This window comes from Streptomyces sp. R-07, from assembly GCF_049913175.1.
Classification (GTDB): Bacteria; Actinomycetota; Actinomycetes; order Streptomycetales; family Streptomycetaceae; genus Streptomyces.
The window spans coordinates 7,048,865-7,069,488 of the sequence record NZ_CP183978.1 but is presented as its reverse complement, the minus strand read 5'-3'; the positions used below and the strand labels follow the sequence as shown (position 1 = coordinate 7,069,488).

Annotated in this window: 19 protein-coding genes; 11 read left to right on the top strand and 8 right to left on the bottom strand. The window is 73.8% G+C overall.

The window, feature by feature from the left end; all coding sequences use genetic code 11:
• The first annotated feature begins 151 nt into the window (after positions 1-151).
• Both ACN9M0_RS32335 and ACN9M0_RS32330 read left to right on the top strand, forming a co-directional pair.
• The gene (locus ACN9M0_RS32335) at positions 152-1,054 is read left to right on the top strand and encodes an SPFH domain-containing protein (protein ID WP_366040340.1); all 903 of its coding nucleotides are present in this window, start codon (positions 152-154) and stop codon (positions 1,052-1,054) included.
• 13 nt (positions 1,055-1,067) lie between these two features.
• On the top strand, positions 1,068-2,099 hold the full coding sequence (locus tag ACN9M0_RS32330; RefSeq protein ID WP_426404672.1) for a M23 family metallopeptidase: 1,032 nt from the start codon (positions 1,068-1,070) through the stop codon (positions 2,097-2,099).
• Between the two features lie 12 nt (positions 2,100-2,111).
• Here the strand turns inward: ACN9M0_RS32330 and ACN9M0_RS32325 are convergent, their stop codons facing one another.
• The 3 genes from ACN9M0_RS32325 to ACN9M0_RS32315 form a co-directional block, all read right to left on the bottom strand.
• Positions 2,112-2,816 carry an ABC transporter ATP-binding protein gene (locus tag ACN9M0_RS32325; protein ID WP_366040338.1) on the bottom strand — a complete coding sequence of 235 codons (705 nt, stop codon included), beginning with the start codon at positions 2,814-2,816 and terminating at the stop codon, positions 2,112-2,114.
• Between the two features lie 86 nt (positions 2,817-2,902).
• A complete protein-coding gene (locus ACN9M0_RS32320) occupies positions 2,903-4,381 on the bottom strand; it encodes an ABC transporter permease (protein ID WP_426404671.1) in 1,479 nt (492 codons plus the stop codon).
• 292 nt (positions 4,382-4,673) lie between these two features.
• On the bottom strand, positions 4,674-5,882 hold the full coding sequence (locus ACN9M0_RS32315; protein ID WP_426404670.1) for an ROK family protein: 1,209 nt from the start codon (positions 5,880-5,882) through the stop codon (positions 4,674-4,676).
• Positions 5,883-5,961: 79 nt separating this feature from the next.
• Between ACN9M0_RS32315 and ACN9M0_RS32310 the strand changes: the two genes are divergently transcribed.
• The 3 genes from ACN9M0_RS32310 to ACN9M0_RS32300 all read left to right on the top strand — a co-directional run bounded on the left by ACN9M0_RS32310 (position 5,962) and on the right by ACN9M0_RS32300 (position 8,159).
• A complete protein-coding gene (locus tag ACN9M0_RS32310) occupies positions 5,962-6,528 on the top strand; it encodes a winged helix-turn-helix transcriptional regulator (RefSeq protein ID WP_366040335.1) in 567 nt (188 codons plus the stop codon).
• Positions 6,528-7,460 carry a ketopantoate reductase family protein gene (locus ACN9M0_RS32305; RefSeq protein ID WP_366040334.1) on the top strand — a complete coding sequence of 311 codons (933 nt, stop codon included), beginning with the start codon at positions 6,528-6,530 and terminating at the stop codon, positions 7,458-7,460. Before ACN9M0_RS32310 ends, ACN9M0_RS32305 begins: the two co-directional genes overlap by 1 nt.
• 192 nt (positions 7,461-7,652) lie before the next feature.
• Complete coding sequence (locus tag ACN9M0_RS32300; RefSeq protein WP_366040333.1) at positions 7,653-8,159, top strand: hypothetical protein; 507 nt, start codon at positions 7,653-7,655, stop codon at positions 8,157-8,159.
• Positions 8,160-8,184: 25 nt separating this feature from the next.
• Here ACN9M0_RS32300 and ACN9M0_RS32295 read toward each other — a convergent pair whose 3' ends face one another.
• The 3 genes from ACN9M0_RS32295 to xylB form a co-directional block, all read right to left on the bottom strand.
• Positions 8,185-8,682 carry a DUF1877 family protein gene (locus tag ACN9M0_RS32295; protein WP_366040332.1) on the bottom strand — a complete coding sequence of 166 codons (498 nt, stop codon included), beginning with the start codon at positions 8,680-8,682 and terminating at the stop codon, positions 8,185-8,187.
• A 104-nt stretch (positions 8,683-8,786) separates the two neighbouring features.
• Positions 8,787-9,014: a hypothetical protein gene (locus ACN9M0_RS32290; RefSeq protein ID WP_366040331.1), complete on the bottom strand. Its 228-nt coding sequence runs from the start codon at positions 9,012-9,014 to the stop codon at positions 8,787-8,789.
• An 85-nt stretch (positions 9,015-9,099) separates the two neighbouring features.
• A complete protein-coding gene (gene xylB, locus ACN9M0_RS32285) occupies positions 9,100-10,578 on the bottom strand; it encodes a xylulokinase (RefSeq protein WP_366040330.1) in 1,479 nt (492 codons plus the stop codon).
• 150 nt (positions 10,579-10,728) lie between these two features.
• Here xylB and xylA point away from each other — a divergent pair, with 150 nt between their 5' ends.
• Entirely contained in the window at positions 10,729-11,895 is a 1,167-nt protein-coding gene (xylA, locus tag ACN9M0_RS32280; RefSeq protein ID WP_426404669.1) for a xylose isomerase, read from the top strand.
• Between the two features lie 10 nt (positions 11,896-11,905).
• Here xylA and ACN9M0_RS32275 read toward each other — a convergent pair whose 3' ends face one another.
• Both ACN9M0_RS32275 and ACN9M0_RS32270 read right to left on the bottom strand, forming a co-directional pair.
• Entirely contained in the window at positions 11,906-12,976 is a 1,071-nt protein-coding gene (locus ACN9M0_RS32275) for a LacI family DNA-binding transcriptional regulator (protein WP_426404668.1), read from the bottom strand.
• A 93-nt stretch (positions 12,977-13,069) separates the two neighbouring features.
• Positions 13,070-13,405 (bottom strand): L-rhamnose mutarotase, encoded by a 336-nt coding sequence (locus ACN9M0_RS32270; protein WP_366040327.1) that lies wholly within the window; start codon positions 13,403-13,405, stop codon positions 13,070-13,072.
• Between the two features lie 149 nt (positions 13,406-13,554).
• Here ACN9M0_RS32270 and rhaI point away from each other — a divergent pair, with 149 nt between their 5' ends.
• The 5 genes from rhaI (at position 13,555) to ACN9M0_RS32245 (ending at position 20,603) form a co-directional block, all read left to right on the top strand.
• The gene (rhaI, locus tag ACN9M0_RS32265) at positions 13,555-14,721 is read left to right on the top strand and encodes an L-rhamnose isomerase (protein WP_426404667.1); all 1,167 of its coding nucleotides are present in this window, start codon (positions 13,555-13,557) and stop codon (positions 14,719-14,721) included.
• Positions 14,722-14,924: 203 nt separating this feature from the next.
• Positions 14,925-16,970, top strand: coding sequence for a bifunctional aldolase/short-chain dehydrogenase (locus ACN9M0_RS32260; RefSeq protein ID WP_426404666.1), 2,046 nt, complete (start codon positions 14,925-14,927; stop codon positions 16,968-16,970).
• Positions 16,967-18,466: a rhamnulokinase gene (locus ACN9M0_RS32255; protein WP_426404665.1), complete on the top strand. Its 1,500-nt coding sequence runs from the start codon at positions 16,967-16,969 to the stop codon at positions 18,464-18,466. Before ACN9M0_RS32260 ends, ACN9M0_RS32255 begins: the two co-directional genes overlap by 4 nt.
• Entirely contained in the window at positions 18,466-19,182 is a 717-nt protein-coding gene (locus ACN9M0_RS32250) for a (Fe-S)-binding protein (RefSeq protein WP_426404664.1), read from the top strand. Before ACN9M0_RS32255 ends, ACN9M0_RS32250 begins: the two co-directional genes overlap by 1 nt.
• The gene (locus ACN9M0_RS32245) at positions 19,179-20,603 is read left to right on the top strand and encodes a LutB/LldF family L-lactate oxidation iron-sulfur protein (protein ID WP_366040322.1); all 1,425 of its coding nucleotides are present in this window, start codon (positions 19,179-19,181) and stop codon (positions 20,601-20,603) included. Before ACN9M0_RS32250 ends, ACN9M0_RS32245 begins: the two co-directional genes overlap by 4 nt.
• Positions 20,604-20,624: the final 21 nt, after the last annotated feature.

The window sequence follows — 20,624 nt, the reverse complement described above, 5'->3', positions numbered from 1 at the left end:
CGCCCAGACCCTGTCCAGGCCGAGCGGACGACCGGCCGACGCGCCGACGGACCGGCTGAGGGACCGGACGACGGACCGGACGACGGACGGGCCTCGGAGCCGGTCGACGGGTCCGTCGGCGGGCCGCCCCGACGACGGGCCCGTCACTCAGGTGACACTCCCCCGCCGGCCGCCACCCTCCGACCCCGACCTGACGGAACGTCCTGGACCCGCCGTCCCCGGCCGGGTCGCCGTCCTGACCGGCCTCACCGCGCTCTCCGGCGCGGCCGCGGCGCTGTGGCGGGCGCGCCCGCTGCGCACGGTCGACCTGCCGCCATGGCAGTGGGCCGCGCTCGCCGGCTGTGTCGTCGTCGCGGTCGTCTCCTTCGGCGGGCTGACCCGTGGCCGTACGGGCTCCGCCTGGGTCCTCTCGCTCTTCGGCCGCTACCGGGGCAGCGTCCGGCGCACCGGACTCGTCTGGATCAGCCCCTTCGTGCTGCGCCGACGGATCGACGTCCGGCTGCGCCACTGGCGCAGCGAACCCATCGCCGTCGTCGACGCCGAGGGTTCGGCGCTGCGCGTGGTCGTCCTGGTCGTGTGGTCGGTGCGGGACACGGCCCGGGCGCTGCTCGCCGTCGACGACCATCTCGGCTATCTGCGCGAGCAGGTGGAGGCGGCGGCCGCGCGCGTGCTCTCGCAGCTGCCGGCGGACGCCTTCCGGGGCGACGCGCCGACCCTGCGGGACGCGGAGGCGGTCGGGGACGCCCTGACCCGGATGCTCGCGGCCGAATGCCGGCCGGTCGGCATCGCCGTCTTCTCCGCCCAGCCCACCCGTATCGAGTACGCCCCCGAGGTCGCCGCCGCCATGCGCCGGCGGCAGATCGCCGTCCTCGACGCCAAGCACCGGGACTCGGTCCTGACCGGCGTGATCGACGCCGTGGACGACACCGTCACCCGGCTGACCGCGCGCGGGCTCGTCGAGCTCGACGACTTCGAACGCCAGGCCCTGGTCAAGGACTTGACCGTGGCCTTCTACACCCGGAGTGGCGGCCCGGCCGAAGTGAACCACGAGTGAGGAGCACACCCCCGTGACGAGCACTGTGAGGACCCCCGAGAACGACACCCTCGGGCGCCCGGACCCGGGGCCCACGGATCCGGCGTCCACCGACCCCGCGTTCGACGTCCCCGCCTTCAGCGAGGAGATACCCCCGGACTGCGCCTGCGCGGGCTGCGCCGAAGCCGCCCGCACCGGCCGGGCGCCCGGTGGGCAGCGCGCGCTGCACGGGGTGCGCCGCGCGGTCGTCGCGACGGTGGGCGTGGTCGCCCTGGCCGGCGCGGGCGCGGGAACGGCCGCCGCCGAACCCGCCCCGGCGCACGCGGGCTGGGACGGCTCCAAGTACTGGTTCCGCAACGCGGCGGGCGAGTGGCGCTGGACCAGTCACTACGCCACGTACGCCCAGCGCACCGGCACGTCGGGGGAGGCCGGGCGGCAGACGGCGACGGGCGGCGGGCGGCAGACGACGTCGGGCGGCGGCCGCTCCGGCGAGCCGGTCTTCCGCGGCCGCCAGGGCTGGGACGGGCAGTCCCGCGTCTACTGGTACCAGTCGCGCGGCCACTGGTACTGGACGAGTCACGCAGGGAAGTACGAGCAGCGGACCGGCCGCCCCGCGCACCCCTCCCGGCCGACCGCTCCCACCGCGCCCTCCGGCGCGACGCGCGGATGGACGGCGCCGGTCTCCTCGTACGTCTTCACGGGGTACTACGGACAGCCGGGTTCCTGGTCGAAGGGCTACCACACGGGGCAGGACTTCGCGGTGCCGTCGGGTACGGCGGTCCGCTCGGTGGGTCCCGGCCGGGTGGTGACGGCCGGGTACGGCCGCTCGTACGGCTACGAGGTGGTGATCCGTCACCCGGACGGCCGGTACACGCAGTACGCCCACCTCTCCCGGATCGACGTGTCGCCCGGACAGAGCGTGTCGGGCGGGCAGCGGATCGCTCGGTCGGGGGCGACCGGGCGGGTGACGGGTCCGCACCTGCACTTCGAGGTGCGGACCACGCCGTACTTCGGCTCGGACGTCGACCCGCTGGTCTATCTGCGCGGCCACGGCGTGCCCGTATAGGAGTCCCCGCGGTCAGGCCTCGACCCGGTCCGCCGTCGCCGGCCGGTTCTCCTTGATGGTGATCCGGCCCTTCCGGATCGTGGCCAGACGGGGGGCCCGGCGGGCGACGGCGCTGTCGTGGGTGACCATGACGAAGGTCAGCCCGTGCTCGTCGCAAAGCCCTTCGAGCAGGTCCACGATCTCGTCGCGCATCGACTCGTCGAGGTTGCCGGTGGGCTCGTCGGCGAGGAGCACCTTCGGCCGCTTGACCAGGGCGCGGGCGATGGCCACGCGCTGCTGCTGGCCGCCGGAGAGCTCGGACGGCAGGTGTCCGAGGCGCTCGCCGAGGCCGACCGACTCCAGCGCCTCGGCGGCCCGGGTGCGCCGCTCGGCCGCCCTGACGCCGAGCGGGACGAGGGCGGTCTCCACGTTCTCCTGGGCGTTGAGCGTGGGGATGAGGTTGAAGCTCTGGAAGACGAAGCCGATGTTCTCGCCGCGCACGGCCGTCAGCCGGCGCTCGGAGAGCGCGGCCAGGTCGGTGCCGTCGAACAGGACCCGGCCCGAGGTGGGGCGGTCGAGGCCGCCGAGCATCTGGAGGAGGGTCGACTTGCCGCCGCCCGTGGGGCCCTGGATGACCAGCCGGTCCCCCTGGTCGAGGGTGAGGTCGATGCCGGCGAGCGCGTCGACCCTCTTCTGTCCCCGCCGGTACTGCTTGGTGACGCCGATGAGTTCGTACATGGTGGGACTCCTGTGGTCCGTGATCCGTGGTCCGTGGTCCGTGGTCCGTGGTCCGTGGTCCGTGAGTGGGTTCGGGCTGTCGGCTGCTACTCGACGCGGCGCAGGGCGTCGGCGGGGCGGAGCCGCGAGGCGCGCCAGGCGCCGAAGGCACCCGCGACGAGCCCGCCGCCGAGGGCGAGGAGGACGGCGAGACCCACGGTGGCGACGCTGACGGGGGCGGTGAGGGCGATGTCGACCGTCTTGCCGACCGCCGTACGGGCTCCGCCGGGGCCGCCGAAGACCATGCCGCCGCCGCGTCCGCCGCCGAACCCGCCGCCGCTCGCGCCGAGTTCGGCGGTGAGCGTCGGGCTCGCGGCGGTGACGGCGTACGCTCCGGCGAGGCCGACCGCGATGCCGAGGGCGCCGCCGATGACGCCGTTGACGAGGGCCTCGCCGACGACCTGGCGGGTGACCCGTCCGCTCTTCCAGCCGAGGGCCTTGAGGGTGCCGAACTCGCGCACCCGGCGGCCGACGGCGGAGGAGGTGAGGAGCCCGGCGACGAGGACGGCGGCGAGCAGCACGGCGTACGAGAGCCACTTGCCGACGTTGGAGGCGAGGTCGGCGGCGGTGTCGAGCGAGCCGGAGACCGTCTGCGCGAGGTCGGCGGAGGTGGTGACGGTGGTGCCGGAGACGTTCTTCTGGATGGCGGTCTTGACGGCGTCGATGCGTGTCGAGTCGGTCGCCTTCACGTAGATCGTGGTGATCTTGCCGGCGGACCCGGAGAGCGTCTGCGCCTGCTTCAGGGGCAGGTAGACCTGGGCGGCTGACTGTCCGCTGTCGGCGGTCGCGATGCCGATGATCGCGAACTTCACGCCCTTGACGGTCAGTTCGCCGCCGGCGGAGAGCCCCTTCTCCTGGGCGTAGGCGCTGTCGACGACGGCGACCTTCGCGTCGGTCTCGGTGGTCTTGAAGGTGCGGCCGGTGGAGACGGTGGAGGTGGTGAGGGGGCCGAGGTCGGGTGCGGTGACGTCGGTGCCGTAGATCGTGAAGGAGTCGACGTCGAAGGCCGCGCCGCCGCCGGTCACGGTGTCGCCGGGACCGGCACCGGTCCCTCCACTGCCGCCGCCCGGACCGCCGGGCTGGGCCGGCTGGGCCTGGCCGCGCTGGATCTGCCCGCGCTTGAACTCGCCGTTGATCTTCAGGTTGACGAGGCTCAGACCGCCCACGGCCCGGTCGACGCCCTGCTGCTTCGCGACCGTGGCGACGGTGGAGCCGGCGAGGGTCTGGAAGCCCTGGACCATCAGCCGGTCGCTGCTCTGTTCCTCGCCGTCCCCCTTGCCCTGGAACTCGAAGCGGGGCCGCTGCGGCTGCGCGCCGGCCTCGGGCCGCTCCTGCGCCTTGGTCACCGTCAGGTCCGTACCGAGGCCGTAGAGGGATTCCAGGACCTTGCCCTGGGCCCGGCTCATGCCGGACGACACGGAGTTGACGACGATGACCAGCGCGATCCCGAGCGCGAGCCCGGAGGCGACGACGAGCGCCGCCTTTCTGCGACGGCGCAGTTCGCGCCGGAGGTAGGTGAGGAACATGGGCGCGAAACTAGGGGCGGCGCGTGATGACGGGATAAGGCCCGCGTGAGAGCGGGATGAGAGCGGGTCAGGTCGCCGCCGACGTACCCCGTCGGCATGGCGTACGCGTCGGCACGGCGCGCCCCGTCGGCGTGACGTACCCCGCGGGCGTCACCCACCCCATCGGCGTGACCCATCCCGTCGGCGTGACGTGCCCCGTAGGCGTGACGTGCCCCGTCGCCGTGCCCCGTCGCCGTGACGTACTCCGTCGCCGTGACGCACCCCGCCGGCGTGCCGTACCCCCGGGCCTGCCCTACCCCGCCGGCGTGGCGAAGGCCAGTGGGTCGGCCAGGACGTCGTGGAGGACCAGGGCCGCCGCACCGCGCGCGGCGTCCGTGGCGGCGGACGCCGGGCGCAGGCGTCCGGCGGCCGGCGTCCAGAGGCCGGAGACGACGCGGGCGGCGAGCTCCTCCGTCAGGGCGGGTGCCAGCCAGGGCATCAGGTGCGGGTAGATGCCCCCCAGGACGACCGCCTCGGGGTCGAGGAGGTTGACGGCTCCCGACAGGGCGCGGCCGAGCATCCGGCCGGCCTCCGCGAGGGCGGCGAGGGCGCGCGCCTCCCCGGCCCCGGCGCGGCGGGCGAGGTCCGGGACGCCGGTGGCGTCCGCCGCGGCGAGGAGGGCGGCCTGTCCCGCGTACTGCTCCAGGCAGCCGCGGGAGCCGCAGCGGCAGAGCGGTCCCTCGGCGTCGACGACGAGGTGTCCGATCTCGCCGGCGAAGCCGTGGGCGCCGCGCAGGAGTTCGCCGTGGACGACGATCGCGCCGCCGACGCCGATCTCCCCCGTCAGGTGCAGGAAGGTGCGGAGGTCGCCGAGGGAGCCGAACCACAGCTCGGCGAGGGCCGCCATGTTGGCCTCGTTGTCGGAGACGAGGGGGAGGCCGGCGGTGCCGGGCCGCAGTGCGGTGAGGGCCTTGCCGAAGAGGGCTTCGGCGGGGACGTCGTCCCAGCCGAGGTTGGGGGCCTGCCGGACGGTCCCGCCGGAGACGAGTCCGGGGAGGGCGAGTCCGGCTCCGGCCGGGGCGAGGTGCTGTCCGGCCGCCTCGTCGAGGGCCTCGGCGGCGATGCGTGCGGCTCGGGCGAGGACGTCGCCGGCGTCGGCCGCGCGGTTGTCGAGGCGTTCGGTGCGGCGGACGCGGTCGGTGCCGGTCAGGTCGACGACGCAGACCGTGACGTAGTCGACGTTGATCTCGACGCCGAGGCCGGCGGGGCCGGTGTCCGCGGGTTTGAGGACGGTGCCCGGCCGTCCCGCCTGCCCGCTGAACGTCTTGCCCGACTCGACGAGGAACCCGAGGTCGAGGAGTTGCTCCACGAGGGAGGAGACGGCGGGCCGGGTGAGGCCGACGCGGGCGGCGACGGCCGCGCGGGTCGTCTCGCCGGCCTCGTGGACGGTCCGCAGGACGAGGCTCAGGTTGTGCCGGCGCACTCCCGACTTGTCGGCCTTGGGTTCCGTGGGCTGGTTCATGGTGAGCGAGAGCCTAGTCGTCCCTTTCGCTCACATGAAAACAGTTCGGTGACCGAACTCTTTGCGCTACGCTCCGCCCATGACGCTTCCGCGCGACTACCGCGGTCAGACCTGCGCCCTCGCCCGCTCGATGGAGATCGTGGGCGAGCGCTGGACGCTGCTGATCCTGCGCGACGCCTTCTACGGGGTCCGCAGGTTCGGGGAGTTCGCCGCGCATCTGGGCGTCCCCCGGGCCGTCCTCACCGGCCGGCTCACCACCCTCACCGAGGCGGGCGTCCTGGAGCGCCGCCCCGAGACCGGCGCGGGCCGCCGCGAGGTCTACGCGCTCACGCCCAAGGGCGTCGCCCTCTGGCCGGCCGTCCGCGCGCTCACCGTCTGGGGCGAGGAGTTCTACGCGGCGGGGGGCGGCCCGCGCCGCGTCTTCCTGCACGCGGCGGACGAGGCCCCGCTCACCCCCGACGGGCACTGCACCGGCTGCGGCGCGACCGTGCCCGTCCAGGACGTCCTGGTCGCCCCCGGCCCGGGGCTCGCCCCGTCGGCCCCCGACGACGACCCGGTGACGGCGGCGCTCGCCCGACCGCACCGGCTGCTCACCCCGCTGCTCACCCACGCGCCCTCGGGGCGCCCCACGAAGGGTTCACCCTGATGAAGATCCTGGTCGTCGGCGCCGGTGCCACCGGTGGCTACTTCGGCGCCCTCCTCGCCCGTGCAGGCGAGGACGTCACCTTCCTGGTCCGCCCGGCCCGGGCCGCCGCGCTGCGCGAGCGCGGCCTGCGGGTCGTGGGCGGGAACGAGGAGTGGACGGTGGAGCCCCGCCTCGTCACGGCCGACGGGCTGCGCGAGCCGTACGACCTCGTCCTGCTGTCGGTGAAGTCCACCGGCCTCGACCGGGCCGTCGAGGACGTCGCGCCGGCCGTCGGACCGGACACGGCCGTCATACCGCTCCTGAACGGCATCGCCCACATCGACGCCCTCAACGCCCGATTCGGCGCGCCGGCCGTCCTCGGCGGCGTGGCCAAGGTGGTGACCACCCTCGACGACTCGGGGGACATCCGGCAGCTCTTCCCGCTCGCCCATCTCACCTTCGGCGAGCAGGACGGGACGGTGTCCGCGCGCGTGGAGCGGATCCGCAAGGTCCTCGACGGGGCGGGGATCGACGCGCTCGTACCGGCCGACGTCCTCACGGCGATGTGGCACAAGTGGGTGTTCATCACCACGTTCGGCGCGGTGACGAGCCTGATGCGCGGCACGGTCGGCGAGGTGTACGACGCACCGGGCGGCGCGGCCCTCGGCCCGGCGCTGCTCGACGAGGCCGCCGCGGTCGCCGCGGCGGCCGGGCACCCCGTACCGGAGGAGGAGCGGGCGGGGACCCTTGCCGTGGTGTCCGCGTCGGGTTCGCCGATGGTGCCGTCCCTCTACCGCGACCTGACGGCGGGCCGTCCCACCGAGGTCGAGCACCTCTTCGGCGACCTGACCGCCCGGGCCCGCGCCCTCGGCGTGGCGACCCCGCTGCTCGACCTGGCGACCCTGCACCTGCGCGTCCACCAGCGCCGGGTCACGGCGACGGCAGAGGTCTGACGGGAGGGCCTGCCGGGAGGGCGTGCTGGGAAGGGCTGCCGGGAGGGCCTGTTGGGAAGGGATGCCGGGAGGGCCTGCCGGGAAGGGCTGCCGGGAGGGCCTGTCGGGAGGAGGCCGTCTCCCCCGCGCGGGGGAGACGGTGCGGCCGTCCGGACGACGTCGGGGCCCCGGTGCGGCGGCAGGCTGGACGGCATGATGAAGCTCAAGGCCCTTCCGGGTGTCCCCCGTTGGGCCGCCGTCGCCGCCCACGCCGTTCCGCTGATCGTCCTGCCGTCCGGCCTCTGGCGCGTCGCCCTGACGTTCGGCGCGCCGGTGGCCCGCCTGGAAGACCCCAGTCTCGGCCTGGACGTCTACATGCTCGGGCTGACCGCGCTCGCCGAGCTGCTCGCCTTCCTGACGCTCGGCCTGGTCCGCGAGTGGGGCGAGGTGTTCCCCCGCCGGCTGCCGTTCGTCGGCGGCCGCCCGGTCGGCGCCCGGGGCGCGACCTTCGCCGCACTGTCCGGGGCGTTCGGACTCGTGGCCCTCACCTGCTGGTTCGTGTACGTGGCGTACGCGGGCGGCGAGAAATCCCCCGTCAGCCACACCGACAGCCCCCTCCAGCAGACCCTGCTCTACGTCTGCTACGTCCCGCTCGTCGCCTGGGCTCCGCTGCTCACGGCGGTGGCGGTCGCGTACCACCGTCGCCGCGCGGCCCGTTGAGGGAGCCCCGGCAGGTGATGACGTTTCACGCCCACACCACCTTGACCACGGCGTGACCCGATGAAGCCGCCCGCGTGTAGAACCCCTGAAGGGACTCGTGACGGTCGAGGTACTCCTTCCTGAAGAGCGCCTCGTCCGGGCCGCGGAACCCGAGTCTCGTACCGGCGGCGTTCCACAGCTGGCCGAAGGAGACCGCCGCGAGGAAGTCCGCTGCCCGTGACACCTCGGGCGGGTCCATGAAGATCATGGGCGGGTCGGAGAGGTCGGCGTCGGCGCTGTGGGCCACGGGGCGGCCGCCGTAGATCGGCAGCGACCAGGGGCCGTCGGCGTCTGTACCCACGGGATCGGCTGCGGCGTAGAGGTCGTTGACGGAGTTCCAGGACTTCGAGATCGCGTCGGCGACACCTGCCGCGTACTCGTCCTCCAGGTTGTCCCAGGCCTCGGACATGTACGCCGTGAGCCAGGTGTGGTCGTCCTGGATCTCGGATTCCGCGACGGCGCGGAAGTGTAGGTAGATGCTCACCGCTGCAAGTCCCCTGGTTCGACGGCCCGGTGGTCGGACCGAACGGACCGAACCTAGGGGCCGACACTGACAGCGAGCCTCCCTGCCACGGCGGGCAAGGCTCCTCAGGGCCGGCCGTTCCGGCGGACGTAGTTGTCGCTCGCCGTCGGCGGGGAGTTGTGCGCGCCCAGGCCGAAGGAGACCCGGTCGGTCTTGGCCTGGCGCAGGGCTTCCTGTTCCTGGCGCATGCCGTCGACCGTGTCCGCGCGGCCGCCGCCCCTGCGGAGGAGGGTGACGGTCAACAGCACCCCGATGCCGCCCAGTACGCCGAACAGGACCAGTAGAGCGATCATGATGTCTCCCCCGTCGTTCTCCGCAGGGTAACCCGGGGATCGCGGGCGGCACAGGGCTTCGCGGGTCGTATGTCGGGGCTCGTCGTCAGCTCAGCAACGCCGGCGTCGCCGCCGCGAGTACGGACGCGATCCGGTCCCAGGCCTTTTCGTCGCGAGGGACCGGCGGCAGGAGCGTGCCCCCGCCCGTGCCCCAGGTGGTGGCCAGGGCCACCGGGTCGGCGCCGGTGACGGCGCCCGCCGCGAGGGCGGCGGCGCCCAGGGCGACGAGTTCGTCGGCCGCGGGGACGACCAACGGGCGGCCGGAGAGCCTGCGGACGGTCTCGGTCCAGGCCCGGCCGCGCGCGCCGCCGCCGATGAGGCGCAGCGGGCGGTCCCGTACGGCGGGCTCGGTGGGATCGAGGCCGCAGGCGGCGAGGAGTTCGTCGAGGGCCCGGAGCACGGTGAAGGCAGCGCCCTCGTAGGCCGCGCCGAGGACCGCCCGGGGGTCGGTGTCGTGCCGGAGGCCGGTGACGAGTCCGGCGGCGTGCGGGAGGTCGGGGGTGCGTTCGCCGTCGAGGTACGGCAGGACGACGACCTCCCCGCCGGGTGCGGCGTCCTCGCGGTCGAGGCCGAGGAGCGTGGCGAACCGGTCCACGGCGAGCGTGCAGTTGAGGGTGCAGCCGAGCGGGAGGTACGTGCCGTCGGTGGCGGCGAAGCCGGCGAGTCCGGGTGCGGCGGGGCGGGCGCGGGTCGCGGCGAAGACGGTGCCGGAGGTGCCGAGGCTGACGACGGGGTGGTCGAGGAGGCCCGCGCCGCCGAGCCCGAGGCCGACGGCGGCGGCCATGTTGTCGCCGGTGCCGGCGGCGACGGCGACCGTGCGGGGCAGGCCGAGGGCCTCGGCGGCGGCCGGGGTGAGGGTGCCGACGCGGGTGGCGCCGGAGGGGGCGACGGCCGGCAGGAGGGCCGGGTCCAGGCCGATGAGGTCGAGGACGTCCGGGTCGTAGGCGCCCGTGGCGGTCCCGTACCAGCAGGTGCCGGAGGCGTCCCCGGGGTCGGTGACGGCGACTCCGGAGAGGCGTTCGGTGAGGTGGTCGTGCGGGAGGCGGACGCCGGTCGTCGCGTCGGCGTGGTGCGGCTCGTGCTCGCGCAGCCACTGCCATTTGGCGGCGGTCATGGAGGCGACGGGGACCGAGCCGGTCCGCGCCGGCCAGGACGCGGGACCTCCGAGGCCTGCCGCGAGGGCGGCCGCCTGGGGCGCGGAGCGGGTGTCGTTCCAGAGGAGCGCGGGGCGGACGGGGCCGCCGTCGTCGCCGAGGGTGACGAGGCCGTGCTGCTGGCCGGCGACCGCGATGCCGGTGACGGAGGCCGCCGGGACGCCCGCGTCCCGTACGGCCGCGCGGACGGCCGCGGCCAGGGCGGTCCACCACTCCCCGGGGTCGCTCTCGCGCGCCCCGGCGGAGCCGGTGACGGTGTGCGGGGCGCGGCCGAGACCGAGGAGCTCGCCGGTGTCGGCGTCGACGGCGGCGGCCTTGGTGGACTGCGTGGAGCTGTCCACGCCGATCACGACGTTGCGGCTCGCGGGCATGCCCTTACCTCATCTCCCGATCGCTGGGCGCGATCTCTCGGCTCGATGTCTCGGCTCGATGTCTCAGCTCGTGGGACTGGCGCCGGGCGGCCCCGTCCCGTATTAGTTATCTCAGAAAACAAATCCGACTGCCAGTAGCAGGGAGACGCCATGACGGACTTCTCACCCACCCCCGAGGACCGCTTCACCTTCGGCCTGTGGACCGTCGGCTGGCAGGGCCGCGACCCCTTCGGCGAGGCGACCCGGCCCGCCCTCGACCCCGTGGAGTCCGTCGAGCGGCTCGCCGCCCTCGGCGCGTACGGCATCACCTTCCACGACGACGACCTGATCCCCTTCGGGTCGCCCGACGGCGAGCGCGACGCGATCGTCAAGCGCTTCCGGGCCGCCCTGGACCGCACCGGCCTCGTGGTCCCCATGGCGACCACGAACCTCTTCACGCACCCCGTCTTCAAGGACGGCGCCTTCACCGCCAACGACCGGGACGTGCGCCGTTTCGCGCTGCGCAAGACCCTCCGGAACATCGATCTGGCCGTCGAGCTCGGCGCCACCACCTACGTCGCCTGGGGCGGCCGGGAGGGTGCCGAGTCCGGCGCCGCGAAGGACGTGCAGGTCGCGCTGGACCGGATGAAGGAGGCCTTCGACCTGCTCGGCCAGTACGTCACCGAGCAGGGCTACGACCTGCGCTTCGCGATCGAGCCCAAGCCGAACGAGCCGCGCGGCGACATCCTGCTGCCCACCATCGGGCACGCGCTCGCCTTCATCGAGCGCCTGGAGCGCCCCGAGCTCGTCGGCGTGAACCCGGAGACGGGCCACGAGCAGATGGCCGGGCTGAACTTCCCGCACGGCATCGCGCAGGCGCTCTGGGCCGGCAAGCTGTTCCACATCGACCTGAACGGCCAGTCGGGCATCAAGTACGACCAGGACTTCCGCTTCGGCGCGGGCGACCTGCGCCAGGCGTTCTGGCTGGTGGACCTGCTGGAGACGGCCGGATACGCGGGCCCGCGCCACTTCGACTTCAAGCCGGTGCGCACCGACGGCTTCGACGGGGTGTGGGAGTCCGCGAAGAACTGCATGCGGAACTACCTGATCCTCAAGGAGCGCGCGGCCGCCTTCCGGGCCGACCCGGACGTCGTGGCGGCGCTCGCCGCCTCCCGGCTGCCCGAGCTCGCCGTGCCCACGGCCGCCGACGGTCTCGCGGGGCTGCTCGCCGACCCCACGGCGTACGAGACGTTCGACCCGGACGCGGCGGCGGCGCGCTCGATGGCCTTCGAGCACCTGGACCAGCTGGCCCTGGAGCACCTGCTCGGGGTCCGCTGATCCGCCGGTTTCAGCGCCCCGCGAGTGTCGAGCGGCGGACGACCAGTTCCGGCTGGAGCACCACGTGCTCGTGCAGGTGGTCGGCCGCCCGCTCGCCGGTCTCCGCCAGGAGCAGTTCGGCGGCCTTCGCCCCGAGGGTCAGCGCCGGCTGCCGTACGGAGGTCAGGGGTACGGTCGCGGCCGCGGCGAACTCGATGTCGTCGTAGCCGACGATCGCCATGTCCTCCGGCACCCGCACCCCCGCCGCGTACAGCGCCTGGAGCACGCCCAGGGCGAGCAGGTCGTTGGCGCAGAAGACGGCCGTCGGGCGGTCGGCGAGCCCGAGCAGCCGCGACCCGGCGTCCCGTCCGGAGGCCACGTCGAGGCGCTCGGCCGGGAGTTCCCGGAGCGCCGAGGCGGGCAGCCCGGCCTCGGCGAGCGCGAGCAGGGCCCCTTCGCGCCGGTCGCGGACCTGCTGGAGGTGGGCGGGGCCGCTGACGTACGCGAAGGAGCGGTGGCCGGTCGCGGTGAGGTGCCGGATCGCGAGGGAGCCGCCGACGACGTCGTCGACGGAGACCGAGCAGCCGGCGTCGTCGCCCGCCACCCGGTCGACGAGCACGGACGGAATGCCGTGGCGGCGGAACGCGCGGAGGTTGTCCCCGCTGGGGTCGGCGGGGGTGACCAGGACGCCGCGGACGCGCTGTTCGGCGAAGAGGGAGAGGTAGTCGGCCTCGTCGGCGGGGTTCTGGTCGCTGTTGCAGACCATGACGCCCAGGCCGGCCGCCCGGGCGGTGCGCTCGGCGCCCCGGGCGATGTCGACGAAGAAGGGGTTGCCCATGTCGAGGACGAGCAGCGCCATGATGCGGCTGCGGCCCGCCCTGAGCTGGCGGGCGGACTCGCTGCGCACGTAGCCGAGGCGTGCGATGACCGCCTGCACGTGCCCGCGCGTGGCGGGTGAGACCCGGTCGGGCTGGTTGATCACGTTGGAGACGGTGCCGACGGAGACGCCCGCCTCGCGCGCCACGTCCTTGATGCCGACGACACCTGTGCCGCCGGCCCCCGCACCGCCGCCGTGCCCGCTCGTCCGCGCGGTGTCCGTCATCCGTCCCACCTGGTCCGTCCTGCCCCTGCCGCCCTGTCCGGGCGGGGTCCCGCCCCGTGATTTCATCCTATGCGCCCGGTCTCCCGCGGCCTTTCACGCGAGGTGGAACACCTCGGTCAGCGGCCGCATGGCGGCATCCGGCGCCCGTCCGTCGAGCTCCTCGAAGAACTCCGCCATCTCGGCCTGCCACCGGGCGTTGACCTCGGCGGCCTCCATCGCGGCGCGGGCCCGGTCGAAGTCCGGGGTCTCCAGGTAGCCGACGAGCAGCCCGTCCTCGCGGAGGAAGAGGGAGTAGTTGTGCCAGCCGGCGGCGGTGAGCGCCGCGAGCATGTCGGCCCAGACGTGCCGGTGGCGTTCCCGGTACTCCTCGATCCGCTCGGCCCGGACCTTCAGCAGGAAGCAGACCCGCTGGGTGTTCGCCGTCGCCATCCGGCCCCCTCGACTGAAATGTTTCATTTCCGTGGACCCGGACGCTAGGTCGCGAGCGCTCGCCCGGTCAAGAGTCTTGACGACACCCTGCACGATGGCTAGCTTCCAGCGTTGACTGAATCGATTCATTTCAAGGCTCCGAGGTGGACATGACCGACATCGCTGCCGTGAAGGCCGCGCTCGCCGCCCAGCGGATCGAGACGCCCTCCTGGGGCTACGGGAACTCCGGGACCCGGTTCAAGGTGTTCGCGCAGCCGGGCGTGCCCCGGAACCCGTACGAGAAGCTCGACGACGCGGCGCAGGTCCACGCCCACACCGGCGTCGCCCCGCGGGTGTCGCTGCACATCCCCTGGGACCGGGTCGACGACTACGCCGCACTCGCCGCGTACGCGAAGGAGCGCGGCGTCGAACTGGGCGCGATCAACTCCAACACCTTCCAGGACGACGACTACCGGCTGGGGAGCGTCTGCCACCCCGACCCGGCCGTGCGCCGCCGGGCCGTGGACCACCTGCTCGACTGCGTCGACATCATGGACGCGACCGGCTCGGCGGATCTGAAGCTCTGGTTCGCGGACGGCACCAACTACCCCGGGCAGGACGACGTCACCGCCCGGCAGGAGCGGCTCGCGGAGTCCCTGGCCGAGGTGTACGCGCGGCTCGGCGAGGGGCAGCGGATGCTCCTGGAGTACAAGTTCTTCGAGCCCGCCTTCTACACCACGGACGTGCCGGACTGGGGCACCGCCTACGCGCACTGCCTCAAGCTCGGCCCGAAGGCGCGGGTCGTGGTGGACACCGGCCACCACGCGCCGGGCACCAACATCGAGTTCATCGTCGCGCTGCTCCTGCGGGAGGGCAGGCTCGGCGGCTTCGACTTCAACTCCCGCTTCTACGCGGACGACGACCTGATGGCCGGCGCCGCCGACCCCTTCCAGCTCTTCCGGATCATGCACGAGGTCGTCCGGAACGGCGGCCTGGATCCCGCCACGGACGTCGCCTTCATGCTCGACCAGTGCCACAACGTCGAGGCGAAGGTCCCGGCGGTGATCCGCTCGGTCATGAACGTCCAGGAGGCCACCGCCAAGGCGCTCCTCGTCGACACCGACGCACTCGCCGTCGCCCAGCGGTCCGGGGACGTGCTCGCCGCCCACGCCGTCCTGATGGACGCCTACGACACCGACGTACGCCCCCTGTTGCGCGCGCTGCGCGAGGAGCGGGGACTCGACCCCGATCCGGTCGCCGCCTACCTGCGCTCCGGACGACAGGAACGCATCGCCGCCGAACGCGTCGGCGGCGCCCAGGCCGGCTGGGGCGCGTAGGGCCTGTCCGGCGGATCAGGGTCGGCCAGGCCGCGGCGTCTGGTGCGGTACATCGCAAGGCGCCGGAGCGCCTCGATAGCGGAGCTATTGGGGCGTTTCAGCAATGCGGCGAGGTGCCGTGCCAGGCGTCGCGGACCCGGCCGTGATCCGCCGGACAGGCCCCAACCGCTCCCCCACACATTCCGACCCCCCGAAGGAACTCCATGACCTCCGCCACCCCTCCCGAAGTCACCGCCCTCCTGGACAGGGCCCACCGGCTCGGCTCCGATCCCCGCACCACCAACTACGCGGGCGGCAACGCCTCCGCCAAGGGCACCGTCACCGACCCCGTGACCGGGGGCGAGACCACCCTCATGTGGGTCAAGGGCTCCGGCGGCGACCTCGGCACCCTCACCGAGGACGGCCTCGCCGTGCTCCGCCTCGACCGCCTGCGCGCACTCGCCGAGGTCTACCCCGGGGTGGAACGCGAGGACGAGATGGTCGCGGCCTTCGACCACTGTCTGTACGGCAAGGGCGGCGCGGCCCCGTCCATCGACACCGCCATGCACGGCCTGGTGGACGCGCCCCACGTCGACCATCTGCACCCGGACGCGGGGATCGCGCTCGCCTGCGCCGCCGACGGCGAGAAGCTGACGGCCGACTGCTTCGGCGACACGGTCGTGTGGGTGCCGTGGCGGCGGCCCGGTTTCCAGCTGGGCCTGGACATCGCCGACGCCCAGCAGGCCCACCCCACGGCGATCGGCTGCGTCCTGGGCGGGCACGGGATCACCGCCTGGGGCGGCAGCTCGGAGGAGTGCGAGCGCAACGCGCTGCACATCATCCGTACCGCCGAGGCCTTCCTCGCCGTGCGGGGCGGGCCAGAGCCGTTCGGGCCGGTGGTCGAGGGGTACGGTCCGCTGCCCGAGGCCGAGCGGCGGAAGCGGGCCGCCGCGCTCGCCCCGTACGTCCGCGCCCTCGCCTCCCAGGACCACCCGCAGGTCGGCCACTTCACCGACTCGGGGCCGGTGCTCGACTTCCTCTCCCGCGCCGAGCACCCCCGGCTCGCCGCCCTCGGGACCTCCTGCCCCGACCACTTCCTGCGGACCAAGGTCCGGCCGCTGGTCCTGGACCTTCCGCCGGGCGCGCCCCTCGACCGGGCGGTCGACCGGCTGCGGGAGCTGCACACCGCCTACCGAGAGGAGTACGCCGCCTACTACGCCCGGCACGCCACCGGGGACTCCCCCGCGATGCGCGGCGCCGACCCGGCGATCGTGCTCGTGCCCGGCGTGGGCATGTTCTCCTTCGGCCGGGACAAGCAGACCGCCCGCGTGGCGGGCGAGTTCTACGTCAACGCGATCCAGGTGATGCGAGGCGCCGAGGCGGTCTCCTCGTACGCGCCGATCGAGGAGTCGGAGAAGTTCCGCATCGAGTACTGGGAGCTGGAGGAGGCCAAGCTGCGGCGGATGCCGAAGACCCGGCCGCTCGCGACCCGGGTTGCTCTCGTGACGGGAGCGGGCAGCGGCATCGGCCGGGCGATCGCGCACCGGCTCGCCGCCGAGGGGGCCTGCGTGGTGGTCGCCGATCTGAACGCGGCGAGCGCGGAGGCGGTGGCGGAGGAACTGGGCGGACCCGACCGGGCGGTGGCCGTCGCCGTGGACGTCACGTCGGAGGAGCAGATCGTCGCGGCGTTCCGGACGGCGCTGCTCGCCTTCGGCGGGGTGGACCTGGTCGTCAACAACGCCGGCGTCTCGATCTCCAAGCCGCTCCTCGACACCACCGCGAAGGACTGGGACGTCCAGCACGCCATCATGGCCCGGGGCTCGTTCCTGGTCTCCCGGGAGGCGGCGCGGGTCATGACGGCCCAGGGACTCGGCGGCGACATCGTCTACATCGCCTCCAAGAACGCCGTCTTCGCAGGCCCGAACAACATCGCCTACTCCGCCACCAAGGCCGACCAGGCACACCAAGTGCGGCTGCTCGCCGCCGAGTTGGGTGAGCACGGCATCCGGGTCAACGGCGTCAACCCGGACGGCGTGGTGCGGGGCTCGGGCATCTTCTCCGGGGGCTGGGGTGCGCAGCGGGCGGCCACGTACGGCATCGAGGAGGACCAGCTCGGCGCGTTCTACGCGGGGCGGACTCTGCTCAAGCGGGAGGTGCTGCCCGAGCACGTGGCCAACGCGGTGTTCGCGCTGACCGGCGGCGACCTCAGCCACACGACCGGCCTGCACGTCCCGGTCGACGCGGGCGTCGCCGCGGCCTTCCTGCGATGAGCGCCGGTTCCACTTCGGCAGGCCGGGGCGTCTTCGCCGCGGCCGACCTCGGCGCCACCAGCGGACGGGTGATGCTCGCCCGGGTCGGCCCCGACCGGCTCGACCTCTCCGAGCTCCACCGCTTCCCCAACACCCCCGTCCTGCTGCCCGACGGGCTGCGCTGGGACGCCCTCGCCCTCTTCCAGGGGATCCTGGACGGCCTGCGCGCGGCCGCCCGGGCGGGTGGCGGGGTCGACTCGGTGGGCGTGGACACGTGGGCGGTGGACTACGGGCTCCTCGACGCGGACGGCGCGCTGCTCGGCGCGCCGTACCACTACCGCGACCGGCGTACGGAGGGTGCGGCGGAGGCGGTACGGGGGAAGGTCGGCCCGGCCGAGCTGTACCGGATCAACGGGCTCCAGCACCTGCCGTTCAACACCGTCTTCCAGCTCGCTGCGGCGGCCGACGGCGCCCAACTGGGCGTGGCACGCACGCTGTTGCTCATGCCGGACCTGATGGTCCACTGGCTGACCGGGACGGTCGGCGCGGAGGAGACCAACGCGTCCACGACGGGCCTCTTCGACGCCCGCGCCGGCACCTGGTCGAAGGAGCTGACCGGACGTCTCGGGATCGATCCCGGACTGCTCCCCCCGCTGCGGGCCCCTGGCGATCCGGCGGGTGAACTCCTCGCCCACGTCGTCGAGTTCACCGGGCTTCCCGACCGGACGCCGGTGACGACCGTCGCCTCGCACGACACCGCGTCCGCCGTGGTCGCCGTCCCCGCGACGGCCCCCGACTTCGCGTACATCTCCTGCGGCACCTGGTCGCTCGCGGGTCTGGAGCTGGACTCCCCGGTCCTGACCGAGGCGTCCCGGGCGGCGAACTTCACCAACGAGCGCGGGATCGACGGCACGGTCCGCTTCCTGCGGAACATCATGGGCCTGTGGCTCCTGGAGGAGTGCCGCCGCACGTGGGAGCGCCAGGGCCTGTCCACCGATCTCGACGGACTGCTCGCGGACGCGGCGCGCGCGGAGCCGTTCGCGGCGGTCGTCGACCCGGACGCGCCGGAGTTCCTCGCCCCGGGCGACATGCCGGAGCGGATCCGGGGGTACTGCCGGCGCACCGGGCAGGCCGCGCCCGACACCCCCGGGGCGGTGGTCCGCTGTGTCCTGGAGAGTCTGGCCCTGGCCCATCGGCGCACCCTGCGGCGGGCCGCCGAGCTGGCCGGGCGGGAGGTCGCGCGGGTGCATCTGGTGGGCGGCGGAGCCCGTAACGCGCTGCTCTGCCAGTGGACGGCGGACGCGACCGGGCTGCCCGTCGTCGCGGGCCCCGTGGAGGCGACCGCCCTAGGCAACGTCCTCGTCCAGGCGCGCGCCGCCGGTCTCGTGGGTGACCTCGGCTCGATGCGTCGGCTCGTGGCGCGGAGCCGTCCCCTGCGACACTACGTACCGCAGGGCGACGGCGCCGCCTGGGACCGGGCCGCCGCCCGTCTCGAACCGTCCCCGAGGAACAGCTGATGCGTGTCGCTCTCTTCGTCACCTGCGTCAACGACGCCGTCTTCCCCACGACGGGCGTGGCCACCGTCCGGCTCCTCGAACGGCTCGGCGTGGAGGTCGACTTCCCGGCGGCGCAGTCCTGCTGCGGGCAGCCGCAGTTCAACACCGGCTACCGCGCGGAGACCGAGCCGCTCGTCCGGCGCACGGTCCGGGCCTTCGAGGGGTACGACCACGTGGTCACCCCGTCGGGTTCGTGCGCGGCGATGGTCCGCCACCACTACCCGTCGTTCGGTGCGGAGGCCGGGGCCCTGGCGCCGCGCGTGTACGAGCTGACGGAGTTCCTGGTGGACGTGCTCGGCGTGACGGACGTCGGCGCGTACTTCCCGCACCGGGTGACGTACCACCCGTCCTGTCACGGCCTGCGGCTCCTCGGGCTCGGGGAGCGGCCGCGGCGGCTCCTGGAGGCGGTGAAGGGCCTGGAGCTCGTGGAGCTGCCGGGGGCGGAGGAGTGCTGCGGCTTCGGCGGCACCTTCGCGGTGAAGAACCCGGACGTGTCGGCGGCGATGGGCGCCGACAAGATCGCGAACGCGCTGTCCACGGGCGCGGAGGTGCTGTGCGGCGCGGACAACTCCTGTCTGCTGCACGTGGGCGGCATGCTGAGACGGCAGGAGGCGCCGCTGCGGGCGCTGCACCTGGCGGAGATCCTGGCGAGCACGGAAGAGGAGCCCTGGGCGTGAGCGGAACCTTTGTCGGTATGCCGGCCTTCCCGGAGTCGGCGCGGGCGGCGGTCAAGGACACGACTCTGCGCGCCAACCTGCGGCACGCGACCCACACCATCCGGGACAAGCGGGCGCGGGCGGTGGCCGAGCTGGACGACTGGGCCGCGCTGCGCGAGGCCGGCAAGCGCATCAAGGACGAGACGCTCCGTCACCTCGACACGTACCTCCTCCGGTTGGAGGAGTCGGTGACGGCGGCGGGCGGCACCGTGCACTGGGCGGCCGACGCGGCGGAGGCGAACCGGCTCGTCACCGAGCTGGTGAAGGCGACCGGCCGGACCGAGGTGGTCAAGGTCAAGTCCATGGCCACCCAGGAGATCGGGCTCAACGAGCACCTGGAGGCCGAGGGCATCGCCGCGTACGAGACGGATCTCGCGGAGCTGATCGTGCAGCTCGGCGAGGACCGCCCCTCGCACATCCTGGTTCCGGCGATCCACCGCAACCGCGGCGAGATCCGCGACATCTTCCGGGACAAGATGGGGAGTTGGGGCCGCCCGGCTCCGGAGGGGCTGAGCGACACGCCCGCCGAGCTCGCGGAGGCGGCCCGCCTCCACCTCCGGGAGAAGTTCCTGCGGGCCGAGGTCGGGATCTCGGGGGCGAACTTCATGGTCGCCGAGACCGGCACCCTCGTCGTCGTCGAGTCCGAGGGCAACGGCCGCATGTGCCTGACCCTGCCCGAGACCCTCATCTCGGTCGTCGGCGTGGAGAAGGTGGTGCCGACCTGGCGGGACCTGGAGGTGTTCCTCCAGACGCTCCCCCGCTCCTCGACGGCCGAGCGGATGAACCCGTACACGAGCATGTGGACGGGGACCACCGACGACGACGGGCCGAGCGCCTTCCATCTCGTCCTCCTGGACAACGGGCGCACCGACGCCCTCGCCGACGAGGTGGGCCGGCAGGCACTGCGCTGCATCCGCTGCTCGGCCTGCCTCAACGTCTGCCCGGTGTACGAGCGGGCCGGGGGTCACGCGTACGGCTCGGTCTACCCCGGTCCGATCGGCGCGATCCTCACCCCGCAGCTGCGGGGCACGGCGAGCGAGGTCGACGCCTCGCTGCCGTACGCCTCCTCGCTGTGCGGCGCATGCTACGAGGTGTGCCCGGTCGCCATCGACATCCCCGAGGTCCTGGTGCACCTGCGCGAGCGGGTGGCCGAGGAGGGCGGGCGGGGCCACCGCCTGGAGCGGGCGGCGATCAAGGCCTCCACCTGGGTCCTGGACCACCCCGGCGTGCTCGCCGCGGGCGAGCGGCTCGCGTCCGCGGCCCGCAAGGCGCTCCCGAAGCGGCTGCCGGGCCCCGGCGCCCGCCAGTGGACCGACCACCGCGACCTGCCCGAACTGCCCGCCGAACCGTTCCGCGACTGGTGGAGGAAGAACCGCACATGACCGAGGCGCGCACCGAACGTC